Here is a 23,599-nt window from a genome sequence, read left to right as displayed (position 1 = left end):
AAAGAAAGAGACAACTAGTAATAAGATATCCCAAAATCAATTGTTATATACTAGAGGAGGAGAACCTAAGGTTATGAAAAAGGTTGTTAATAGCTTATTGGCAAGTGCACTAGCACTATCCGTAGTTCCTGTTGTTGCAGGAGCAGAAGAAGCAGCAAAAACTACAGAAGAAACAAATACTACTGCCCCACAATTAGATCCAAGCATGGAGAAAGTGATCAATCGCTTGAAAGCTCTAGGTTTGGCTGCAGGGGATGACAAGGGTAACCTTAACCTTGACCAAACAATCAAACGTTCTGAGTTCGCTACTTTGATGGTACGTGCTCGTGGACTAGAGCAAGCTGCAAACACTGCAACTTTCAATCCATTCTTTAAAGACGTTACTGCTACTGACTGGTTCAAAGGTTGGGTTAGCATCGCAGTTAGTGAAGACCTAGCAAAAGGTTATCCTGACAAAACTTTCCGTCCAAACAACACAGTAACATATGCTGAAGCAGCTACTATGTTAGTACGTGCACTAGGTTATGAGCCATTGGCACTTCAAAAAGGTACTTGGCCAAATAACTTCATCGCACAAGCTTCTGCATTGGGAATTTCCAATGGCGTAACTATCGATCCTAACAAACCAGCTGTTCGTGGTGACGTATTGAAGATGTTAGACAACTCTCTTCGCGTTGACCTAATGAAACAAACAACTGTTGGATCTAACAACAATCACGAAATTCTTGTTGGTAAGAACCTTCTAAACGAATACCTAAAAGTACAAGTTTACGATACAAAATGGACTATGACTGATCGTAACAAACCTGAAGATCTTCCTTCAGTTTCTAACGTACCAGTAATCGGTCTTGGTTCTTTGAAATACAACGAAGTAGAATTGACTTCTGACAGCCGTTCTTTCTTCAACAAAGTGAAGTACAAAGTTGCTGACACCATCAATGCTAACGACTACGCTGGTCAACGCGTACAAGTATGGATCAAAGACAAAGATAACACTGTAGTATGGATGGAAGGTTCCGAAGACGAAACAGTTGTTTTCGATAAATACAAAGCTATCCATAACAATAATAAAAAATTGTCTCCTACTAAAGACAAAGACCAAATCAAAAAAGATAAGTTCAACAAACTTACTCTTGAGCTTGATAGCGACAAAAAATACGATTTCGCTGACGATGTAACTGTAACGTTCAACTTTGAGCGTGCTACAAAAGCATCTGATGTACAAGAAATGCTACAAAAATTGCTAGAAGCTGACGATGCTTATTCTGTTAAGCTAGTTCTTAACACAAAGAATGAAATTCGTTACCTAAGCATCGTTGACGATCGCAGTGGCGACCAAAACTGGGTAAACAACCACTTCGGTTCTGAGCTAATCAAAAAAGTATCTGACAAGAAGGTCACTACTTTGGTAGGTAAAGATCTATCTCTTGATGGTAAAACAGAAGGTATTGATTACCTAGTATTCTTAGATGGTAAACCAGCTAAATTGGCTGACCTTAAAGAAATGGACGTTTACCATGCATACCGTGCAGACGGTAACAAAGACAAAATCTTAATCTTCGCTAACCGTTCGGTTGTAGAAGGTAAAGTTGAAAAAGTTCGTACGAAGTCTGAAAGCGACTACCGTATCAGCATCGACGGCAAAGAATACCGTTTCAGAAATGCTTCTTTCGCGAAAGACAAAGACAAGGAAATCGAAGACACTATCTCTCCTGATGATGTTAAGAACCTTGAAGGTACAAAAGTTAAGATCTATCTTGACGCTGTAGGCCGTATTCGTCACATCGAAGGATACGAAGCTAACGATCGCAAACAATTGGCTGTTATTTCTACTTCCGGTGTTTGGGATAACACAAATGATAGATATGTCTTCAAAGTGTTTACTGAAAAAGGTAAAACTACTTCTGTTAAACTAGAAGGCAAATATATCAAAAACGAAAAAGGCGACAAGTTCAGCGACTTGAGTAAAAAAGAAGATGAACTTGCTAAAGATTACCTAACTTTGTCTAACAACAAAAAATTCATTCTTGCAGAAATTGAGATGAATGCAAACGGTGATATTGAAAAAGTTTCAATGAAAGATCCTGACAAAGTAAAATCTATGTCTAAATCTGAATGGAGCAAAAACTCCAAGAAGAGCGATGAGACAGTTAAAATCAACGGTAAAACATATGAATACACTAGCAGCACTGTATTGATTGATGGAACTAAGGATCTTACAGGTAGCAAACCTGAACTTAAGAGCCCTAAGATCTTGAAATGGAAAGATGTTGCTGAGAAAGACGCTGAAGTTTACTACACTGTAGACGGTAGTGATCTAGAATCAGTATTCGTATTGGATTCCAAAGGTCTTGCATCTGGTTCTGAGTTTGGTGTGGTTACTGAAGCTTACACTAAAGGAAGCACAGACTACCTAAAAATCAAACACCGTGATGATAACAACAAATGGGTTGAAGACGAGTTCAAATATGATGGTGACAATGGCGACAAGCTTGAGAAAACCTTCATCCGTTACAGCGTAGATAGCGACAAGCTTATCGAAGAAGATGATGTTAAAATCATCGTTGACGCTCGTGGTGACGAGTATGAATACAAAGCTATCAAGACTTCTGAATTTGAAGATGCAGGTGTTGAAGCTGTAATTCCTGCACTTGTAACAAAAACAGAATCTAAAAAGATCTACTTCAACACTGCTGATGAGAAGAAAGAAAGCATCAGACTTAACAAAGATGTTGTTTACTTCGACAAAGACGGTAAAGACCTTGGCGGAGTTGACACAGATGACTATGTAGTACTAGTTGATACTGATGATGAATCTGACGATATCGATTATGTATTGTATGTTATCAGCACTGACGATGCAAAAACTGAGGGTTACCTGAAGAAAGATGAAAACAAAGAAACCCTAATGGATCAATTCATGAAGCAAAAATGGGATGGCGAAAAACCAGATCCAAATGAAGATGGTGACCTAGACATCACTTCACAAAAAGCTAAGCTTGTACTTCCAGGCGTATATGGCTATGACATTGCTGGTAAATTGACTGGCGATTTGAAAGATGAAAAAGAAGTAACAATCGTTCTAGGTGAAAAAGAGTTCACAGTTGACGTTACTAACGGCAAATTTGAATTCAGCCAAACCTACAAAAAAGTTGACGAAGCTTATGTAAAAGCAGGTAAAGAGAAATTTGATCTAAAAATCAAATTCGAATAGGTTACCCTCGTCAATCATAGAAACAAATGTATGGATAGATTAGAGGCTTAGGCCTCTAATCTATCCAATACATATATGTTATGTAAACAAGCGGTGAATTAGATACTTCAATATACGATATTTGGAGGGGTAGTAAGTGAATAAAAAAGTAATCCTATCAGTGCTATCTACAGCACTAGTAACTAGCATGGCTACTTCCGCTTTCGCAGCAGCTGGCGGTGTATATATTGGTGGAAAAGTAGACAGATTCTATTCTGATGAAGCACTAATTAAACAAACCGATAAATTTGTAGCAGATTTGTATGATTCCGGTTTAGAGAATGTTGATAACAGCGTTCTTTATGTAAACTGGGAGGGTAAAGCAGCTACTTTGAAAGAATTGGCTGATGCCCAAAAGAATGGTACAGAAGCTAACTACAAAACAGTAACTAGCGAAGACTTCGAAAAAATCGGTGGCGAAGAAGGTTTCTACGCTGTAGATGGTCAAGGTAACGTTTCTACTGACAAAGAAATGCAACCTGAGCAAAAACCTGTTACTCCTGGTGATTTGAACGTTGAAAGCGTAAGTGCTATTACCTCTACAATCGCTCAAGGTGCAGTAACAGAACCTCAATTCTTGCAAGTATCAGTGAATGAAGATCAAAAAGTAACTGTTGCTGATCTTGAAAAAGCTGGTTACACTGTAGCTTTCCAAGCAACAAAAGCTGTTTTCGCTAATAACGATACAACTTCTGCTACTGGTGAGCTTAAAAACAACCTAACAGGTGCAGATAACTTTAAGTATAAGGTAGTTGTTTCAAAAGACAATGAAAAGTTTGAATCTGCTCTAGTGTCCGTTACTGTTTTGGATGCTCAAGTAGTTATCGAACCGACTGAAGTTAAAATGATAGAAAACGGTGCTGCAATTGACAAAGCATACGCAACTCTTGGTCAAAACCTAAGCATCGCTATCACAAAAGGTAAAAACTTCGCTGGTGAAGTTCTAGAAGCAGATGCTGGTTTCCAAGCTGATAAACTAGCTGATACAGCTGAATTCGCTTCTAACCAACCTTCTGTAGCTCTTGTGAGCAAAGACGGTAAACTGAACCTTCTAAAAGAAGGAACTTCTACACTTACTGTAAAAGTTGGCGAAAAAACAATCTCTTTTGACTTGGTAGTTAAAGCTGCTCCTGCAGTAGATACTATTCAAGAAACAACTGCTAAATTGAAATCCGATGAGAATAAATTGGAAGTAACTGTGATGGATCAACACGGTGCTGAATTCAAACTAGCAGATGTTACTGGACTTTCTGTAGCAACTCAATCTGGTAAAGACACTGTAGTAGCTCTACCAGCAGCTAATGCACTTAAAGCTGAAAATGGTAAACTTGTAGTTAACTTCGCAAAACTTGCTGAAGGTACTGACACTCTTGTTATCAAAAACGGAGACAAACAAATCGGTACAGTTGCAGTTACGGTTGTAGACGTAACTGATAAAGAAGTAGATTCCTACAAACTAGTTCCTGAGAACAACACTGCTGATCTTACTTTGGACATCTTCAAAGCAGATGATAATAAAGTAAATCTTAAAGTACAAAAATTCGTTGGAGATGTATTGAAAGGTGAAAGCACAGATGCAGAAGCTGGCTTCAGCTTCAAATCCTCCGATGATAAAGTAGCAACTGTTGATGCAAAAACAGGTGAAGTTACTGCGGTAGCTGCAGGTAAAGCAGTAATCTCCTATGTTGAAGGTAGTGTAGTAGTTGGTACAGTAGAAGTTACTGTTGAAAACTCTACTCCACAAATCACAGACGTTAAACTACAAGAAGGCAAAACTGCTGTTGTAGTTGATGCTTCTAAAACAGATACTGAGCTTCTAGCTGACCTGTTTGACGAGCTAGACGTATTCGCTGGTGAGAAAAAACTTCCAGTAACTATCGATATGCTAGCAAGCATCGCTGACTCTGAGAACGCAATTGCGATCGCTGGAGGCAAAGTAACAATCAAAGCTGACGCAGCTAAAGATGGTACAATCGTATTCACTTTCTCTGATTCTTATGGCAAGCTTACTAAAGACTTTGCTCTTAAAGTAACTAAGCCTGAGCAACCTGAACAACCTGAGCAACCACAACAACCTGATGAAGATGAAGAACAACAGCAACAACCTGTTGATGGGCAACAACAGCAAGCTAAGCAATAAGGGATAATTTATCTCTATAGCAAATCTAGCTTGTACATCCATTCTTAATGGATAAGACATAAAGAGAGAAACCCTCATGGTTCCAAGGAGACTTCTCCAGAGCCTTGAGGGTTTCTCTTTACATACATAACACCCTGTTGATCGCAGGTCTACCCGATCAAAACCGAGTGGTAAGAATAGCATAAACACATCTAGGACGACACGCATCGAGACCACTCTATGTATGTCGTCCTTCTTTATATTTTGGTAAAACATTACTTTTTTGTTCAGAATATAAAAATATAGAATCTTCATACATAACGTTATAAAGCAGGAATAATGGCAACAATGATTACTACACTTCAAGAATGTTTCTAACGAGGATCACTCCATACATGAAGCCTACTCTCTAATCAAAGGTGGATCGCTGTAATGTTACTGATGAACACAGTAGAAATCTTTCTGGAATACATGTCATCTATCGGTCGAAGTGAAGAAACCATTTCGGGTTACGGAAAAGACTTAGTACACTTTACACGCTTCCTTGAAAACAAGTATAACTGTGAATCTTACATGGAAGAAGTAACTGTAACCGATATAGAAGAATATCTGCATTACCTAAAGGAAGAGCGTGGTTATGCTCCTGCTAGCAGGCTACGTAATCTGCATACGCTCCGTTCCTTTTTTGCTTACGCCTACAAAAAAGAGCTAGTCGTCCGCAATATTGCCCTCTCTGTTGAGAAGATCAAAGTACAGCAGAAGGAGCGAATATACTTAACAGAAGAGGAAGTGGAACGGCTCGTCCATGCCATTGATCATCCTCTCATTCGTCTAGTAGTCATTGTCTTGTATATGACAGGTCTACGTATCTCAGAGTGCCTAAATCTCACAATAGACGATGTGAATTTAGAAGATAAGGTAATCCACGTAGTAGCCGGTAAGGGTAACAAGGATCGACTGATCCCCATCTCACTTCGATTACTCCCGTTACTACAGGAATACGTTCAGGAGAAGCGACCAGCTACAGCCTCTCCCCTCTTCTTTTGTACCAAAAAGACAGGGATGCTCTCTCCCGTCTACGTAAATAAGGAAATTACCGAAGCCGTAAGAAGGCTAGGCTGGAAAAAGAAAGTGACAGCTCACATTCTGCGCCACAGCTTTGCCAGCCAGCTCGTAAAAAATGATGTTAATCTCGTTCAAATTCAAAAGCTACTGGGGCACTCTTCCCTAAATGTCACCAGTATCTATACGCACACCAATCTAGATCAACTCAGCGATGCCATTAACACCCTGTAAGCCCTAGATACAAAACAAATACATCACACACACATAACACACATAACACACAACTCACACATTATATCCAACATACCTGGGAGTGTTGAACATGGAATTATCAACAGAGAAAAAGCCTATCTATGATGAACGTGTAAATGAAATATTGCGTGGACTGGTAGAGGGCAAATCCAGAGACCTTTTGGCAAAGGAATTGGGACATAAAAACTACAAGACCCTAGACATCTATATGCGTCGTAAGAACTTCGTCTGGGATCGTGATAAACAAACCTATGTACCTGCCTATAATCGAATTGAGAAATGGGATTCCAGCAAAGACCTTGTCAGCTCTTCTAAAATATCTACAATCATCTCGCTGTTCCAAAAAGAAGGCGCTGATGCGAAAACAATTGCGAAACGCTTAGGATTTAGCGATCATCGCGAGCTAGCTACCTATATGAAATCAAAAGGGTATAAATGGTCTTCGGATAAAAAGAATTATGAGAAGCTAACGGGGAAATTTACAGAAGAAACATTGTCGACTTCCTTGCCTGCTACAACACGAGAAGAGGAATGTAGCGTAGAGGCTCCAGAAGCCCTTCAGAGCGTTTTAAAAGTAAATCGTATAGATAAGGGGCAGTTAGGACAAATAGAAGCTTATCTGCCCATTTTGGAGCTTCTCGACCGAAATAAGGATCGATTAATTGATCTCATCGTGCCTGGATCAGAGTCAGGTAAGGTACCTCGCTATGCCGTGCCAGGGATTTTTGTTACGAAATCCGTGCATATGACTAATACGTTAGATCAAATGGTGCGGGAATATAGTAAAGAGAAGAATATTAGTCAACGGGATATTTTTGCGGTGGCATTGATTGAGTTTTTTCAGAGGTATGGGTATGAGAGGGAGATTGAGACGTTGTTGGGGAGGTTGTAGGGGTTCTGCAAACCCATTTCTATATTATTAATTAAGTCAAATCTTTAGCTTCAGCAGGTTACAAGACAGTGTAGTATGCGATTTTCATTAATCAACTCAAAAAGATTAATATTAAAAAGACCTCTTAGACAGTATAGTCTAAGAGGTCTTTCTCTACTTTGTTTACTCAACAAAGTTTTTTATTATGCTTGTTTTACTGTTAAAGTAAACGTTTTTGTTTGCTCAACACCATTTTTTGAGATTGTTGCAGTTAAAGTGACAGTTTCATCGGCATTTGGACGAGTTACTGTCGCTTGGCCATCCGTTACACTAATAACAGTTGGTTTACTGGATACCCAAGTAATAGAAGTTCCTTTTGAACCACTAGTAGGTACAGTAAAGTCGCTTTCAACAGCATCTTTTGTTTCAGAATTAGCCAAAGTGATCTCTAATGCTGCTTTATCTGCTTCAACTGCTTTAGTATCGTCTGCCAATACTGTTAGAGTAAACTCTTTTGTATCCTTTTCACCATTTTTTGAGATTGTTGCAGTTAAAGTAACATTCTCATTGTCTACTGAACGAGTTACTTCTGCTTTATTACCATTCACGGTGATAACACCTGCTTTATCGGAAGCCCAAGTGATAGAAGTTCCTTCTAAACCAGCAGTAATTAAATCAAAACCGTTTTCAACAGTATTTGCTGTTTCAGATCCAGCAAAAGTGATGTTTAATGCCGTTTTAGCTGCCTCAACTGCTTGAGCATCGCTAAGTGCAGGTTTAGCTGCTACTTTCACATCAATGATAGCATTAGTTTTTACTTCATATTCTTTACTTCCGATTTTTACTTTAAGATCAGTTACCACTAAGCTAGCTTTTCCTTCAGCTTTAGCGTTAATTGTATTAGTAAAAGCAGCAGAAGAATCAACTACATCAGTTGCATCGGAAAAGAATTTAATTCCTGTAATTTCTGCAGTCTTGTTAACTTTACCTTCAAAGGTAACTTCGAAGTAGTTATTTTTTAATTTATCAAGAATATTGTCACCAGCAGTAACATCTAATGCTTGACCAATTTGAGTAACAGCAGGTTTTGGTTCAGAATCTTTTACATCCAAAGACTTGGAGTAAATTTCCAAATTACCAACTTTAACTTTCACTGTATAAGTTTCACCAGCATTTAAAGTAGCTGCATTAACTTCTTTTGTAATAGCTACATCTTTGTAATCAGTTACTTCTTTTCCATCTTTATCAAAAATAGTGTATGTTACACCAGTTTCAATAGGATCACCTGTAGCTGTTCCATTTGCATCTACACCATAAACAGATAGTTTAAACTTAGAGTTTTCAGCAACGTGTTTATCAAGCTCAGCTTTGAATCCTTCAACAATATAGTCGTTGATTATTCCAGCTTCTTTAACATTTACTGTTAAAGTTACTTTTTTGTCAGTATTAGCTGCGCTGAACTCAACAACTGCTGTACCGGCTTTCTTAGGTGTGATAGAGAATGCAGCTTCACCTTTAACTGCATCTGCAGACGCATTGATGGAAATCACATCTTCTCCACCAGGTTTCACAGAAGCATTAATAACTTGTGCTCCTGTGAAAGCGTCATTGAATTGGTCTTTTAGAGAAACTTTTACAGTTTGAGCAGTAGTTACTTTATCAGATACATCAAGTTGGTTCTTATCTAAGCTGATTGAACCTAGTTTTGCTTCTTCTCCAACTTGAATAGTTACGATTTCATTGATTTTTCCAGCTTTGATACGAACATCAGCGCTACCTGCTTTTAGCGGAATTAATTTACCAGATGTTCTATCAACAAGTAAAACTTCCTTATTTAAAGACTCAAATTCTACAGGATTATTACTATATTTACCAAATTGATCTTGAGCATTAATAGAAATAACTTTATCTTGTTTAATTTTAACAATATGAACAGGTTTAAAATCAGTTGCTTTCCAATCATCTTCAGCTAATTTAGCATCTGCAATTGTAAAGTCATTAAGCTTAGTTGCAACATTTGCAGTTCCTTCTACAGTAATTCGGTTACTCTTGACAACAGTTCCATCTGCTTTTGTGTAAGTAACAACCACAAAGGCAACTTGAGGAGTGTCTAACTTAATTGTTTTATTAGCCAGATCAATTGCACCAGGGATTGAAGACTCAAAACCTACTGTAGTATCAGCAGTAATATCTAGACCAGCTGCGTCAAGTACTTTGTAATCAAGTAGAGTTGGAACATCAACAGGGATATTCATATTTGATGCTTCAATTTTTGCAACGTCACCTACAACAAAGTCAAACTCTTTAGTTAGAATTTTATCTCCAGATTTGTAGGAAACTACATAAGTTGACTTAGATTTCAAAACATCATAGAACTTTAATGTTACTTCTTTTTTATCTGCAGAAAGAGTAGCTGTTTGGATGTATTGCTTTGTTCCATTATCTTTAGCTACTACTGTAAATACATCACGATCTACAGATTCAACTGCGTTATGCAATTTTACTACGACAGTTTTGCTGTTAATAGCACATACCTTCACAACAATTTGTAATATACTGTAAATTGCAAAACTCCATTCATTACCAAGCTTTAGCAGTATCATGTTACTTTATCATTTGTAGAAAAAAGGAATATGGCTGTAACGAATTCCTGAGGAAGTAATTTACCCACAATATAGAAATGGAGAAACCCATTACTTGGATATCCATTGGCAAATCATTAGTTTACCATAATCTGTATATACAATTGTTATGTTTACAAATAAGCATAATATAGTGAATTTAATAGATAAAAATGTAATAAATTACGTAAAATGTAAATTACAAAAAACTTCTTTAGTAGAAAAGCTTTTTTGTCTTCACATAAACTTCCAATAAAAAATCCAAACTATGTTATAATTAGACTTTGTAATTATCCAAAAAAATACAGGGGTCAATTATGAATCAAACCTACAACTTATCTCAAAAATCAAAACATTTTTTACTCATTCTTTTGCCGATCATGGTTACACAGGTGGCCCTTTTTGCAATGTCCTTCTTTGACACAATTATGTCAGGACATGCCGGGGCTAATGATTTAGCAGGGGTAGCAATTGCAACTAGTATATGGGCGCCTGTTTTCACAGGGTTGAACGGCATTCTATTAGCGGTCACTCCAATCGTTGCTCAAATGATTGGTGCACAGAAGAAGGAGAAGGTTCCTTATACTGTTTTTCAAGGAATTTATCTAGGCGTGGCAATTTCCCTCTCTGTAATTCTAATTGGTATATTTGCCATTCCTTCTATCCTTACGGGAATGAAGCTGGAGCCAGAGGTACACCGGATAGCTCAGAGTTTTTTATTAGCACTTGCTTTTGGTATTATTCCTCTCTTTGTCTACACCGTTTTACGTTGTTTCATCGATGCTTTGGGCGAGACTAGAGTTACCATGTTTATCTCCCTAATCTCTTTACCGGTTAATGTTGTATTAAATTACTTGTTAATCTTTGGTAAATTTGGCTTTCCACGATTAGGTGGGGTTGGGGCAGGGGTAGCGACGGCCGTTACCTATTGGATCATTTTGATCATTACTTGTTTTGTTATTTTACGTGTTGGAAATTTTAAGGATTATGGATTGTTTAGCAGGCTTTATAAGCTCTCCTTTAAGACCTGGGGAGAAATTTTAAAATTAGGCTTACCGATTGGATTCTCTATTTTCTTTGAGACCAGTATTTTTGCGGCTGTGACCCTGCTAATGAGCCGATTCGATACCATTACGATTGCGGCGCATCAGGTAGCAATGAATTTTGCTTCCTTCCTATACATGATACCGATGAGTATCGCCATGGCATTAACGATTGTGGTTGGTCATGAGGTAGGAGCAAAACGACTCAAGGATGCGCGTCAGTACAGTTATTTAGGAATCGGAATTGCCGTAACACTGGGGTTATTATTTTCAGGGGCTTTGGTTATCTTCAATAAAGAAGTGGCATCCCTTTACACGAATGACATTGAGGTATTTGAGCTGGCTCAGCACTTCTTATTGTATGCCATCTTTTTTCAGTTGTCTGATGCGATTGCTGCACCAATTCAAGGGGCACTACGCGGCTATAAAGACGTGAACATTACTTTTATTGTTGCTTTGATTTCCTATTGGGTGATTGGTCTACCACTTGGATTTTTATTGGTACAAATTACGGATTTAGGTGCATTCGGTTATTGGATTGGGTTAATTGCCGGTCTTGCCGTTGGAGCTGTTTTCCTCATGTGGCGATTGTTGCATTTGCAGAAGAAAACCGCGAGAAGTACTGGCGAGGGTACTATGGAGTAAGAATTAGAGGATGATAAACGACAAATGAGACGAGCGAGCTATACGCTCGTTTTTTTTGTATATAGACACAGAGGATTAAAGCTGAAAATACCCTGCGTAAAGAAGGCATATAATAAGGAAGCAATTTGATTTGATTATGGATTCTTTCTGATGCCGTGAAAAAATAACGGCTATTTATCCTTTGACAAGTAATGAATATAAGGATATACTCGAAGTATTAATTGACCGCTGGTTAAATAAATTGAAGTGAGTTCGTAAGGAGTGAAGCACGATGGCGGCAAGAAAGGCGGTAGCTAGGGAACTGAGCCGTGAACAGATTGTAAAAGTAGCTCGGGAACTATTTGCAACACAAGGCTATCGAGCGGTTTCTATGCGAAGTATTGCACAAAAACTAGGCTATAGCCACGGGTCACTTTATTATCATTTCAAAGAAAAAGCTGAGCTATTTAATGCTATTGTGCAAGAGGACTACCGTACGTTACAGGAACAAATGAAAAAATCAATTGACCAAACAGATGCAGAGAGGCAGTCTCAACATAAATTAGAATCTCTGATGGAGACCTTCATCCATTTTGGTCTTAGCCATCCGCATCATTATGAAATGATGTTTTGTTCGAACGAACCGGAGACGCAGCAGTACGCTCGGCCAGAACAGGACAGTTGTTATGAAACCTTTGCAAGCCTAGTAAGGGAAGAGGCAGGAGATACGCTGCAAAAGATAGGGAATATGTACACAATACCATGGGTTATCTTCCTCTCTTTACATGGATTTGTCGTTCATTATATCCAAACGAAGCAAACGTATGAAGATGTGGAAGCACTTGTAAAGGTGCATGTACGATACCTAGCTAGCCAATTGATTGGCTAGCGTGAGGCTTGAAAAAAAGAACTCGGCAGAAGTCGAGTTTTTTCTCAAACATTAATTGACCATTGGTTAAAAAGGAGAGAAGAGACATGAACAAAGCATTGGTATTCGGAGCTACAGGTAGTATTGGAACAGAATTAGTTTTAGAATTACTTCGCAATGGTATTCATACGGTAGCGTTTGCGCGTTCTGATAAAAAGCTGACGAAATTACAAGCAGAATGGGAATTGGAAGCAAAAGAATTAGACTACTCTCCAACTCTGTCTTTATATACGGGAGATGCCTACTGCCTAGAAGATGTACTACAAGCTGCTACAGGCGTGGATGTGATTTTTCATTGTGTCAGTGTTCCTTATCCGGAATGGAAAACAGGTCATCCTGTTTTAATGCACAATGTCTTAACTGCCGCCAAGCATCATGGGGCGAAAGTAGTTGTGATCGACAACATCTATGCATATGGTAGGGCCAAAGCACCACTGGTAAATGAACAGCACTCTAAAGAACCACATACGGCCAAGGGAAAGATTCGCTTACAGATGGAACAGCTTGTGTGGAAAGCTCATGAGTCAGGTATTCCATGTATGCTCGTTCATTTACCTGACTTTTATGGTCCGCACGCTACTAATACCTTTTTACATGTTACGTTGGAGTCTATGACTAAAGGGAAGCCCGGTATTTTTATTGGTGATACTACTATCAAACGTGAATACATCTATACACCTGATGCAGCACAAGCGATTGTCAAATTAGCTAAACGCCCAAATACGTATGGAACGACTTGGAATATTCCAGGCGCGGGGACGATCTCAGCACAACAAATCGGGGAGATAGCGCGTCTATATAATGGAAGAAAAAATTTCATCCTTCCTATCGGGCGCAAATTAATGACAGTGCTAGGCTGGTTCCAGCCCTTTATGCGAGAAATGGTGGAGATGATGTATGTTACAGAATCTACCATTCAACTGGATGGTAGTAAGTATGAACGCGAGCTTGGGCGAATTGTACATACCCCATATGAACAAGGTATAATGGAATGCCTGAAACGATTGAGTTAAGGAAAATATGGGCTTTTGTGTTTTGAAGGTTACTTATGATAATATGAAAAGATAAGAATATAGGTAGACAATACTATACACGTGGGAGCGGAAAAATCATGTTTTCCTTTTTGAAAAATATATTGTCAGGTAATGAAAAAGACACTGCTAATTTGCCTAAAAGTAAGGAACAGTCGGTGTTGCCTGTTACAAACACGGATAAACCAGCTTCAGATAAAAACAATGGGAAAGCCAAGAAGACCACGAAACAACAAAAAACAACTGGCGTCGCTAAACACGTGACGGAGCTATCCCTGCACCCGTTATGGGAACGTGAGCTAGATGATATGCAGAAATATTCTATGTCCTTTATGGCTAATCAATTAGAGCCTTTAGAAGAGGGCAATATTGCTATCTCCGGTTTTAATATGGTGCCGCATGAGGACGGAATTGAAATAGCGGCTTTTGTACGAAATGCAAGCGATAAGCCTGTTTTGTTGGGAAAAATGACCTTGCTTATCATGTTTGAAGGCGATCAGCTATTTACTCGACAAGAATTTGATCTAAGTGAGCTTGGAGAAATTCCAGCGTTCCATGCTAGACCGTGGAATTTTGTATTTACGAGAGAGCACTTTATCACGACAAATGTTCTCTTGCAAAACTGGAGCCTTTCCTTTGAATTGGCTCAAAAGAAAATGGTCCTGCCGAAAAATTTGGAGCTGGAAGAGTCTTGGGTGAAGTCGTTAACTGACGATCAAAAGAAATACTTTATTGAGCTGGCCAAAAGGCTTCCTGAGTTAAAAGAAGGTGAAGTAAATGTTCAGAGCGTTCAGGCGAAGCAAAACGATGAGGGCATGATTCGGGCAATTCTCTTAATTCGTAATGGATCGACGCAGAATCTCTCTTTTGAACAATTGCCACTGTCTCTCTATGATGCCACAGGTGATAAGGTAGCAGAGGGTGTATTTCAGTTAAAAGATTTTGTCGTAAATGCACAAACGAGCAAACCATGGATGTTTATTTTTCCAAAAGAGAGCATCCTAAAGGAAAACGTTGATTTATCTCAATGGAAAGTGCAGCTTGCTCAGAATTAACCTTTTGCTAGGCGGATAGCTCTTGATCACTGAATGGAGATATTACCTCGTTAAAACGGAATTGATCATATAGGAATTTTGTATCACAGCAAAGAGGGGGATCTTATGTTTAACTTTTTAAAGAATTGGTTTACGAACGATAATGAGATGCGGAGTCCTGAGGATCTGAAGAAAGACCTTTCTCAGACTACGCATAATCGGATTGAAGAAACGAAGGAAAAAATGTTAAAATCAAGCGATCTGGATGTTTCTTTTAACACAGCATGGAACGAAATGCTGGATCAAGAGAAAAAGTATACCTTGCGCTTCTTAAATGATAGCTTGCCGGATATCCCTGAGGGAACGTTAGGACTCACAGGATTTAGCTTGATTCCTCGTGAAGGTTTCGTTACAGTAGCTTTATTTATTCGTAATGCCTCATCAATACCGGTAGAAATGGGTACATTAGACCTAGCGATTGCTGTTGAAGGTCATTTATTTGCTAAAGGCGAATTTGACCTGAGTCCGGTTGGAACGATTCCACCAATGAGTAGTCGCCCATGGGAAATTACTTTCCCAGAAGATCTAGTGACGAACGAAAAATCCATGGACGTTAGACAATGGAAACTGATTATTGGATTGCCACAACGTGAGTTCGTCTGGCCAAAAAATTTAGAGATTGATCCAGCTATGGAAAAGCGATTGACCGTAACTCAAAAGGATCGTTTGGAAAACATGATATATAATCTTCCTTTCTTGGCTCCGGGTACAGTTAGTTTCACTGGTTTTGATATTGGCTTAAAAGAGGATGGACGTTTAGTTGTGGCTATGCTAATCCGTAGCTCTCTGGAAGACACATTTCAACCAAAGGCTTTGCGTGTAGTAGTGCGCGAGCGAAACAGTGAGAAAGTAGTAGCTGAAGGAATTGTGGATGGAAGTAAGATCAGTCTGAAGAGTGGTTCTAGCAAACCTTGGATATTAGCGTTCCCTCCAAAAGTTGTTACTATGAATAAAACATTGAATAAATCCAATTGGGAATTGGATGTAGAAGTTCTATAGAGAAAAGCGTGCAAGGTGACTGCTTATAGCATGTCGCCTTGCCTTATGCACAGGAGGTTATAGGATGAGTTGGCAATTAGCAAATTGGTTTGGTTCTAAACAGGGGTTAGAGCAGGCCCGTGAGGATATTCATGAATTTCTACAAAAAGAATTTTACCTAGGCGTGTCTGGGATTGAGCAACCTGAACAATCGTCTAACCGCATCCCTTCCAAGGAATTGTTTCTAAACTTGAATAGTTTAACTTCCAAGAATTTGGAAGAGATGGACGTTGAGTTGTTGCAATTCATTCACGATGAGTTGCCACCGGTTGTCCGTGATGAGGTAGGAATTTTTCCGTTCTTTACTAATGTATTAAATACAGGTTTCTTAGTTATGACATTTGTTCGTAATGCTACACATCAGGATATTATGTTAAATAAACTACCTCTGGCTTTGGTTACTTCTGATGGTAAAGTAGTAGCACGTAAATCCTTTGAGATGTTAACAATGGGTGGTTTGCAAGATATGTCTGCAAGCCCATGCGAATTCCTTTTCACATGGGATGACTTCTTGTTCATGCCTGAAGATGATACGCAATTATTTATGGTCTATGATAAAGAAAGATTAGATCAATATAAGATGGAAGAAAAGCTAGTGGAGAAACACAATGGCTTAACGGATGAAGAAGAAGAGTCATATATACAAAAGGTAAAAGATCTTTTCCCGATCCGAGACGGTCAAGTGGAGTTGACAGCTATTGATTTAGTTCAGGTTCAGGATGGTGGCTTAAAAGTCATTGTAGCCTTTATGAATGGTTTGGATAAACGTGTAGAATTCACAGAGGTACCTGTATATATCCGTGATGAGATTGGAAGAGACATTGCACGTATGCATTTTGGTTTGCATAGTCTCTATATTAAGCCTAAAACTCAACGTGTATGGGGATTCTATATTCCAGCAAGTTCACTAGAAGGCAAAGAGCTAGACTTGTCTAAATGCAAAGCATATGTACCAGATGCAAGACAGGATAAAGATGTAAAAGCTCAGAAGCTAGAATTACATGAAAATAACAAGGGATTCATTCAGTAATCCTTTCCATGACCCCTTTCGTGAAGAGAGGGGTCTTTGTCTATAACATTTTGGAAATATTTAGGCGCAGGAAATAGTTGTCTCTTGAGCAAGCCTATACTATGCTATATAAAAGAACAATCGAAAGATTAAGAACGCTAATCCTTCCTGATTTACTTCTTTACAGGAGAAGGAGGAAAGGGCACCATATGCTATATTCACAGTTGACAAAAAGAATGATAATTCCAGCGGTTATGGCTATAATTACTTTTACAATTGGTGAGGCACCTGCGCGGGCAGCTACCAGTCCGAACGATCCTTATTTTTCAAAACAGCTTCATCTACCGCAGATTAAAGCGGTTGAGGCTTGGGGGATCGTCAATAGCAATACAGCCATTAAGATTGCAGTACTTGATTCTGGGGTGGACTCTTCTCATCCAGATTTAAAGGATAATCTGTTACCTACTATTAATTTGGTACAAGGGGAAAGTGCGTCGGATCTAAACGGGCATGGAACCAATGTGATCGGGATATTAGGAGCTAAAGGAAACAATGCTTTAGGGGTAACAGGGGTATTGTGGAATGCTAAGATTCTGCCTATCAAAGTCTTGGATAAAAAAGGATTTTCATCATCTGACCGTTTAGCAGCGGGAATAAAACGAGCGGTCACTGAGGGAGCTAAAGTTGTTCTTATGTCAGCCAGCACACTGTATTATTCGAAAGCGCTGGAAGATGCAATAGATTTTGCGGAGGGCCGAGGAGTTGTTGTTGTAGCGGCTTCTGGAAATGAAGGTAGTCGTGTTAACTATCCTGCTGCTTTTCCGACGGTAATCGCAGTTGGCGCTGTTACTAACTCTAATACCATCCATAGTCGTTCTAATTTTGGACCAGAAATTAATCTGGTGGCTCCAGGTGTGAATGTGTACACGACAGCAAGAGGTGGCGGGTATGATTCTATGAAGGGCACCTCAGCAGCAGCTCCTCAGGTAGCTGGTGCAGCGGCGCTAATTCTTGCGAGAAACCCAAAGATGAAACCGTTAGAAGTACGACAGCTTTTGTACCACTCAGCAACCAAATTACATGGAGCTAGATGGGATAAACGAACAGGTTATGGGCTTTTAAATGTTCAGAAGGCAGTAATGAGTAGACTACCTGATGATATAAATGAACCCAACAATACACAGAGTACAGCGGCCGCATTCCCAATGGAAAGCCAAATCCGCGGTTCTCTGAGCGATAAAGATAAGAGCGATTGGTTTTACACCGATATTCCATATGAGGGAACCTTAGAATTAAAAGCAGAAGTATCAGTGGATACACCTGCTCCATTGGCAGCTAGCGTTTATCAGGATGGAAAGCCTCAAGATACGTACTATTTTGGAAATAAGACGACTGCAACAATTGCGGTTAAGCCAGGGAAGGTTCACATTCATTTCCAACGATCTGCGATATCTGGCACGGTTCACTACACGATTACGAACCGTTTTTCCATTGCGCCTGATCGATATGAGCCAAATAATAGTATTGATCAAGTCCGACCCTTGCCTCCTGGTAATAATATTGAGATCAAGGGAAATTTTCATACAGCACAGGATGTTGATTGGTATTCCTATTTTGTACGTGATCCAGGTAAGCTTTATCTGCGCGTGGATACAGATACACTACGATTAGACCCACAAATTAGGGTACGTAAAGAACGTGATAAGACATCTGGCGGAATATTTCTTGATAGTAGCTCAGCAACCGATCCGTTAGAAAGCTTAGAGATGAATGTTACACCAGGTCGCTATTTGTTCCAAATTCAGAACAGCTATCCTGCTGCTGTGAGCGGGGAGTACTTTTTTCAGCTGAATTATATGCCGGAACGAAAAGACCCAAACGAACCAAACGACACGTATCGTTTAGCTACAAAACTAGGGGATAACAGTCTGATTACGGGAACAATTTCTTCGGAAGCAGATAACGATTGGTTTACATTTTCGATACCAAAAGAAACGTACGTTACTATTCGAGCGCCTTATGTACCGCCACAGGTTAAGATCATGATGAGTATTTATGATAGTCGCGATATGAAATATGCGATTCGAGCGGAAAAGGTTTCTGGACAAGATAATAGCATTGTCTTTGAACGGAAATTAGCTGCAGGCACATACTACCTGAAGCTAACCAGTACCACGCCATTCCGTTATGATGCATATCGATTTACGTTAACTCGTCAGGAAATGTATGCAGGCTTTCGAGACATACATGGGCATTGGGCTAGAAATGATATAGGGCGCTTAACTCAACGTGGGGTTATTACGGTACCTAATACGTATAGTTTCCGTCCAGATGCAAATATGACACGAGCTGAGTTTGCAGATATGCTTCTACGTTCGATGAAGGCCAAAAAGATACCTGTTGGTCGATTGGGTACTAATACCTATAAGGATTTAAACAAAAAGCATTGGGCGTATGAGAGTCTATTACAGGCTTCACAAATGGGGATTATGAACGGCTTCAACGGAAAAATTGAACCGGATCGATCTGTTAATCGAGCAGAGATGGCTTTGATGATTGCGCGTGCTAAGAAACTAAACGTATCGAAATCGTCTAGTGTTTCTTATCGGGATGTGCCTAATTCACATTGGGCGGTGGCTGCAATAGAGACCCTTTCACGCTATGGTTGGTTACATGGTTATCAGGATGGAACCTTTAAGCCGGAGCGTCCGGTAAAGCGAGGAGAAATGGTTACCGTTTTAGCTAAATCATTCCAATTGTAAAATATCGGATTATTTTACTGAAGTACATTGACACCCTTCTAAAAAAAGATTATTCTATAAATCATGGATATTACTCTTATCCAGAGTAGGTGGAGGGACTGGCCCCATGAAGCCCGGCAACCGTTTTGAGCGGTGCTAACCAGCAGAGAAGGATAACTATTTAAATAGTTAGACTCACTCTGGCCGATAAGAGGGTTAAGGAACGCACTAGAAAAGCAACCTTTTCCTCAACGAAGGGAAAGGTTTTTCTTTTTGTCGTGATGGAAACCTGGCTCGGCAAACATATTATATCATGTTTCCAGTTGAAGGAGGTTTTTAGGTATGGAATTGCAAAAAGGGCGTCGCTTGTTTACATCTGAGTCCGTTACTGAAGGACATCCAGATAAGATTTGTGACCAAGTCTCTGATTCTATTCTTGATGCGATCTTATCGAAAGATCCAAATGCTCGTGTAGCATGCGAGACATCTGTTACCACTGGTTTAGTACTTGTGGCAGGTGAAATCACAACTTCTACGTATGTAGATATCCAAAAGCTAGTAAGAGATACGATTCGTGAAATTGGTTACGATCGTGCAAAATATGGTTTTGATGCAGATACATGCGGTGTTATTACTGCAATCGGCGAGCAATCAGCAGATATCGCACTAGGTGTTGACCAGGCGTTGGAAGCTCGTGAAGGTAGTATGACTGATGCAGAAATCGAAGCGATCGGTGCAGGTGACCAAGGTCTAATGTTTGGTTATGCTTGCAACGAAACTCCAGAATTGATGCCTCTACCAATCAGTATGGCTCACCAATTGGCTCGTCGTCTGACAGAAGTGCGTAAAAATGGTTCGCTTCAATACCTTCGTCCAGATGGTAAAACTCAAGTAACAGTTGAATACGATGGCGATAAGCCAGTTCGCATCGACACAATTGTTATTTCTACTCAACATGCTCCAGAAGTAGAACTAGATCAGATTAAAAAGGATCTAATGGAGCAGGTAATTAAACCGATCGTTCCTGCAAATCTGTTAGACGATCAAACGAAATACTTTATTAACCCAACTGGTCGTTTCGTAATCGGTGGTCCTCAAGGGGATGCTGGTTTAACTGGCCGTAAAATCATCGTAGATACGTATGGCGGTTACGCTCGTCATGGCGGGGGTGCATTCTCCGGTAAAGATCCTACAAAAGTAGACCGTTCTGGTGCTTATGCAGCTCGCTATGTAGCGAAAAACATTGTAGCAGCAGGTCTTGCTGAACATTGTGAAGTACAGGTAGCTTATGCAATCGGGGTAGCTCAACCGGTATCTATCGCTGTAAATACATTTGGAACAGGAAAAATTGCGGAATCTGATTTGGTAGCATTGGTTCGTAAACACTTTGATCTACGTCCAGCAGGTATCATTAAGCAATTAGACCTACGTCGTCCGATCTATAAACAAACCGCAGCATATGGTCATTTTGGTCGTAATGATCTTAATGTACCATGGGAGCGTACAGATAAAGCAGAAGATCTGAAAAAAGACGCTGCTAACCTGTAAAAAATACAAAGAAGCCTGGGATTTTCCTAGGCTTCTTTTTTCTTACAAAAATTGCGAAAAAGGCTAGGCAAGTACAACTTCAATGGGTTAGACTACGTAGAGGATTCTGTAAATCTTTGTCGAAAAGCACTATAATAAGATCGAAAGGAATATGGCGCATCATGAGGAAAAAACCTTTCTTTCTCGTCTTTTTCTTTCTTCTCCTCTTGTTTTCTACCCTTGTGTATTGGCTTGGACCAGAGAGTGTAGGAGTAGAAAATACGGATTATGTGCAACAAAAGACGGGGGATCATACGTCTCATTTATTAGAACATAAAGAGTTAGATCTAGAGCAAACATCTTTTAGAAATAGTAAACCAAAGGAAAAGCTATCAAACGAGAGATGGTATAAAGACAAGGTTGTAGTCTTGAATTATCATCACATTACCCGTGACAGTAATAAGCCTTTTGTAATGACACCAGAGCAGTTTGGTGAGCACTTACAGTTTATAAAGGAACATAACCTTCAGCCTATCAGCCTAAGTGAGTTTTTTACTTTTATGCAAACAGGCGTAACTGCCAAAGAGAATGCAGTTTTACTTACGTTTGATGACGGCTATGAGAGTTATTACACAGAAGCATATCCGTTGCTTTCTAAATATGGGTATCCGTCTGCAGCTTTTGTCATTGCAGGCAGATTGCGGGATACTTTAGATCGAAAGCGAGAAAATATGACCGTTCCTTTAGCTTATCAACAAATTGACGAAATGCTGGCTTCCGGCTTAGTTGATATTGGCTCGCACACATTCAGTTTACATGAACATAAAGAGCTGGATGAGTGGGGAGTTCAGAAAGCGGGGACGGAGCCTGTATACCTAGAAGAATTTCAACGTGCAGAGAATGAGGAAGAGTACCGAAGTCGTTTATTTGTTGATTTTAAGATGTCAAAGGTGGGCTTAGAACAACTTGTGAAAAAGCCTATACCCTCTCTCTCTTTACCCCAAGGCTATACAAGCAACATTGTGATTGACTCGGTAAAGGAAGCTGGATATCAATATGTCTTTACATCTAGGAGAGACGTTGTGAAGCCAAATGAAAATCCATATTCCATCCCGAGATTCGATGCAGGAATACGCAAGGTAGGTGCACCCCAGCTCCTCGAACTATTTACCAAAGTAAAAATGGAACAATAAGGGGGAAACCCATGGATAAAGGCATTGATATCAGCCTTCTAGATGGGGTCATTAAAAAAACGATTCGAACGGTTGAAATGAGCAAAGAGCAAATATTTCAAATTGCAGAAGGGGCTCGTTCGGAGAGTAATGCAATCAAAAAAGAGATTGTTGAAATACGGCAAGTATTAACAGAAGTGATCCAGAATGTTGATAATCTAGAGTTACAGTCCCGCCGATCAAGGTCGAGATTGGTGCAGGTAAGCCGTAATTTTCAAAGCTTTACGGAAACAGATATTCGTGCAGCTTATGAAGAAGCTCATAATGTTCAGATAGAGCTATCCTTAATGCGTGAGCGAGAAAATAATCTCAAGAAACGCCGTGATGAGCTAGAGTTTCGTCTGCGGAATATCTTAGAGACAATTACTAGAGCAGAAGGGCTTTTAAGTCAGATCAGCGTGGTTCACAGTTTTTTAGCAGGGGACTTGTCCAAAGTGGAGGAAGCATTGGAGTCTGCCAAGCAACATCAGCTTATGGGACTGAAAATTATTCAGGCTCAGGAAGAGGAGCGTAAGCGGGTAGCCCGAGAGATCCATGATGGACCTGCACAATCCATGGCCAATGTGGTATTGCGTACAGAAATTGTAGAAAAAATGTTGAAAAACGACGCAATACAGGATGCTCAACAGGAGTTAGGTAGCTTAAAGGAAATTGTAAGAATGAGCTTAGCAGATGTTAGAAAAATTATTTTTGACTTGAGACCAATGGCTTTAGATGACTTAGGACTCATTCCAACTTTGCAAAAGTATATACAAACCTTTGAGGATCGTAGTAAATTACATATTGATCTAATTGTTTTTGGTAAAGAACATACGCTGGAAAGTTCATTTAAGGCAGCAGCTTTTCGCTTAGTTCAGGAATGCCTAAACAATGTGTACAAGCATGCGAAAGCTAATTTTGTCCAAATAAAGGTTGAGTTTCAGCTGGAAAACATGTTTATTGTCGTAAAAGATGATGGAATTGGATTTAATGTGAGTGAGGTTAGCAAAAAAGGACAATCGTTCGGAATAATGGGAATGAAGGAACGTTGCCAATTACTGAATGGTAGAATCGGCATTACGTCCAATAACAAGGAAGGGACTAGAGTGGTGTTTCAAATACCGCTTCAGCCCGCGTCAGTATTCAAAAGTACCGGCAAACAGGGGGGTTAA

At 39.6% G+C, this 23,599-nt stretch carries 15 protein-coding genes and 1 riboswitch; of the genes, 14 read left to right on the top strand and 1 reads right to left on the bottom strand.

Translation table 11 applies throughout. The features are described from left to right. Positions 1 to 73: 73 nt before the first annotated feature. From ACQV1I_RS23265 to ACQV1I_RS23250, 4 genes are all read left to right on the top strand, one after another. Complete coding sequence (locus ACQV1I_RS23265; RefSeq protein ID WP_236645726.1) at positions 74 to 3,214, top strand: S-layer homology domain-containing protein; 3,141 nt, start codon at positions 74 to 76, stop codon at positions 3,212 to 3,214. Positions 3,215 to 3,350: 136 nt separating this feature from the next. Then, positions 3,351 to 5,393, top strand: coding sequence for an Ig-like domain-containing protein (locus ACQV1I_RS23260; RefSeq protein ID WP_438769864.1), 2,043 nt, complete (start codon positions 3,351 to 3,353; stop codon positions 5,391 to 5,393). 411 nt (positions 5,394 to 5,804) lie between these two features. Next, the gene (gene xerA / locus ACQV1I_RS23255; protein ID WP_116333629.1) at positions 5,805 to 6,668 is read left to right on the top strand and encodes a site-specific tyrosine recombinase/integron integrase; all 864 of its coding nucleotides are present in this window, start codon (positions 5,805 to 5,807) and stop codon (positions 6,666 to 6,668) included. A gap of 91 nt (positions 6,669 to 6,759) precedes the next feature. Further along, positions 6,760 to 7,581, top strand: a complete 822-nt coding sequence (locus ACQV1I_RS23250; protein WP_116333628.1) for a hypothetical protein — start codon at positions 6,760 to 6,762, stop codon at positions 7,579 to 7,581. A 182-nt stretch (positions 7,582 to 7,763) separates the two neighbouring features. Here the strand turns inward: ACQV1I_RS23250 and ACQV1I_RS23245 are convergent, their stop codons facing one another. Further along, complete coding sequence (locus ACQV1I_RS23245) at positions 7,764 to 10,163, bottom strand: immunoglobulin-like domain-containing protein (RefSeq protein WP_438769862.1); 2,400 nt, start codon at positions 10,161 to 10,163, stop codon at positions 7,764 to 7,766. Between the two features lie 335 nt (positions 10,164 to 10,498). On the opposite strand from ACQV1I_RS23245, the gene ACQV1I_RS23240 reads away from it, so the two are divergent. The 10 genes from ACQV1I_RS23240 to ACQV1I_RS23195 all read left to right on the top strand — a co-directional run bounded on the left by ACQV1I_RS23240 (position 10,499) and on the right by ACQV1I_RS23195 (position 23,599). Next, the gene (locus ACQV1I_RS23240) at positions 10,499 to 11,869 is read left to right on the top strand and encodes an MATE family efflux transporter (RefSeq protein WP_116333631.1); all 1,371 of its coding nucleotides are present in this window, start codon (positions 10,499 to 10,501) and stop codon (positions 11,867 to 11,869) included. A gap of 271 nt (positions 11,870 to 12,140) precedes the next feature. Continuing rightward, positions 12,141 to 12,737 (top strand): TetR/AcrR family transcriptional regulator, encoded by a 597-nt coding sequence (locus ACQV1I_RS23235; RefSeq protein WP_116333632.1) that lies wholly within the window; start codon positions 12,141 to 12,143, stop codon positions 12,735 to 12,737. An 86-nt stretch (positions 12,738 to 12,823) separates the two neighbouring features. Next, on the top strand, positions 12,824 to 13,789 hold the full coding sequence (locus ACQV1I_RS23230; RefSeq protein ID WP_116333633.1) for an NAD-dependent epimerase/dehydratase family protein: 966 nt from the start codon (positions 12,824 to 12,826) through the stop codon (positions 13,787 to 13,789). A gap of 98 nt (positions 13,790 to 13,887) precedes the next feature. Continuing rightward, positions 13,888 to 14,862 carry an accessory Sec system S-layer assembly protein gene (locus ACQV1I_RS23225; RefSeq protein WP_094699849.1) on the top strand — a complete coding sequence of 325 codons (975 nt, stop codon included), beginning with the start codon at positions 13,888 to 13,890 and terminating at the stop codon, positions 14,860 to 14,862. 105 nt (positions 14,863 to 14,967) lie between these two features. Then, positions 14,968 to 15,900 (top strand): SLAP domain-containing protein, encoded by a 933-nt coding sequence (locus ACQV1I_RS23220; RefSeq protein ID WP_116333634.1) that lies wholly within the window; start codon positions 14,968 to 14,970, stop codon positions 15,898 to 15,900. A 64-nt stretch (positions 15,901 to 15,964) separates the two neighbouring features. Next, the gene (locus tag ACQV1I_RS23215; RefSeq protein WP_094699847.1) at positions 15,965 to 16,969 is read left to right on the top strand and encodes an SLAP domain-containing protein; all 1,005 of its coding nucleotides are present in this window, start codon (positions 15,965 to 15,967) and stop codon (positions 16,967 to 16,969) included. Positions 16,970 to 17,157: 188 nt separating this feature from the next. Then, positions 17,158 to 19,710 carry a S8 family peptidase gene (locus tag ACQV1I_RS23210; RefSeq protein ID WP_438769858.1) on the top strand — a complete coding sequence of 851 codons (2,553 nt, stop codon included), beginning with the start codon at positions 17,158 to 17,160 and terminating at the stop codon, positions 19,708 to 19,710. Positions 19,711 to 19,783: 73 nt separating this feature from the next. Then, positions 19,784 to 19,903, top strand: a riboswitch (SAM riboswitch). Positions 19,904 to 20,031: 128 nt separating this feature from the next. Further along, a complete protein-coding gene (gene metK, locus ACQV1I_RS23205; RefSeq protein WP_018669781.1) occupies positions 20,032 to 21,237 on the top strand; it encodes a methionine adenosyltransferase in 1,206 nt (401 codons plus the stop codon). Between the two features lie 161 nt (positions 21,238 to 21,398). Then, positions 21,399 to 22,409, top strand: a complete 1,011-nt coding sequence (locus ACQV1I_RS23200; protein ID WP_116333636.1) for a polysaccharide deacetylase family protein — start codon at positions 21,399 to 21,401, stop codon at positions 22,407 to 22,409. Between the two features lie 11 nt (positions 22,410 to 22,420). Continuing rightward, positions 22,421 to 23,599 (top strand): sensor histidine kinase, encoded by a 1,179-nt coding sequence (locus ACQV1I_RS23195; protein ID WP_018669783.1) that lies wholly within the window; start codon positions 22,421 to 22,423, stop codon positions 23,597 to 23,599.

It is taken from the genome of Brevibacillus sp. JB24b (genome assembly GCF_051713385.1).
In the GTDB taxonomy this organism is placed as follows: domain Bacteria; phylum Bacillota; class Bacilli; order Brevibacillales; family Brevibacillaceae; genus Brevibacillus_B; species Brevibacillus_B laterosporus.
Note: the sequence above shows the minus strand (reverse complement) of the source record. Positions and strands in the feature narration are given on the sequence as shown.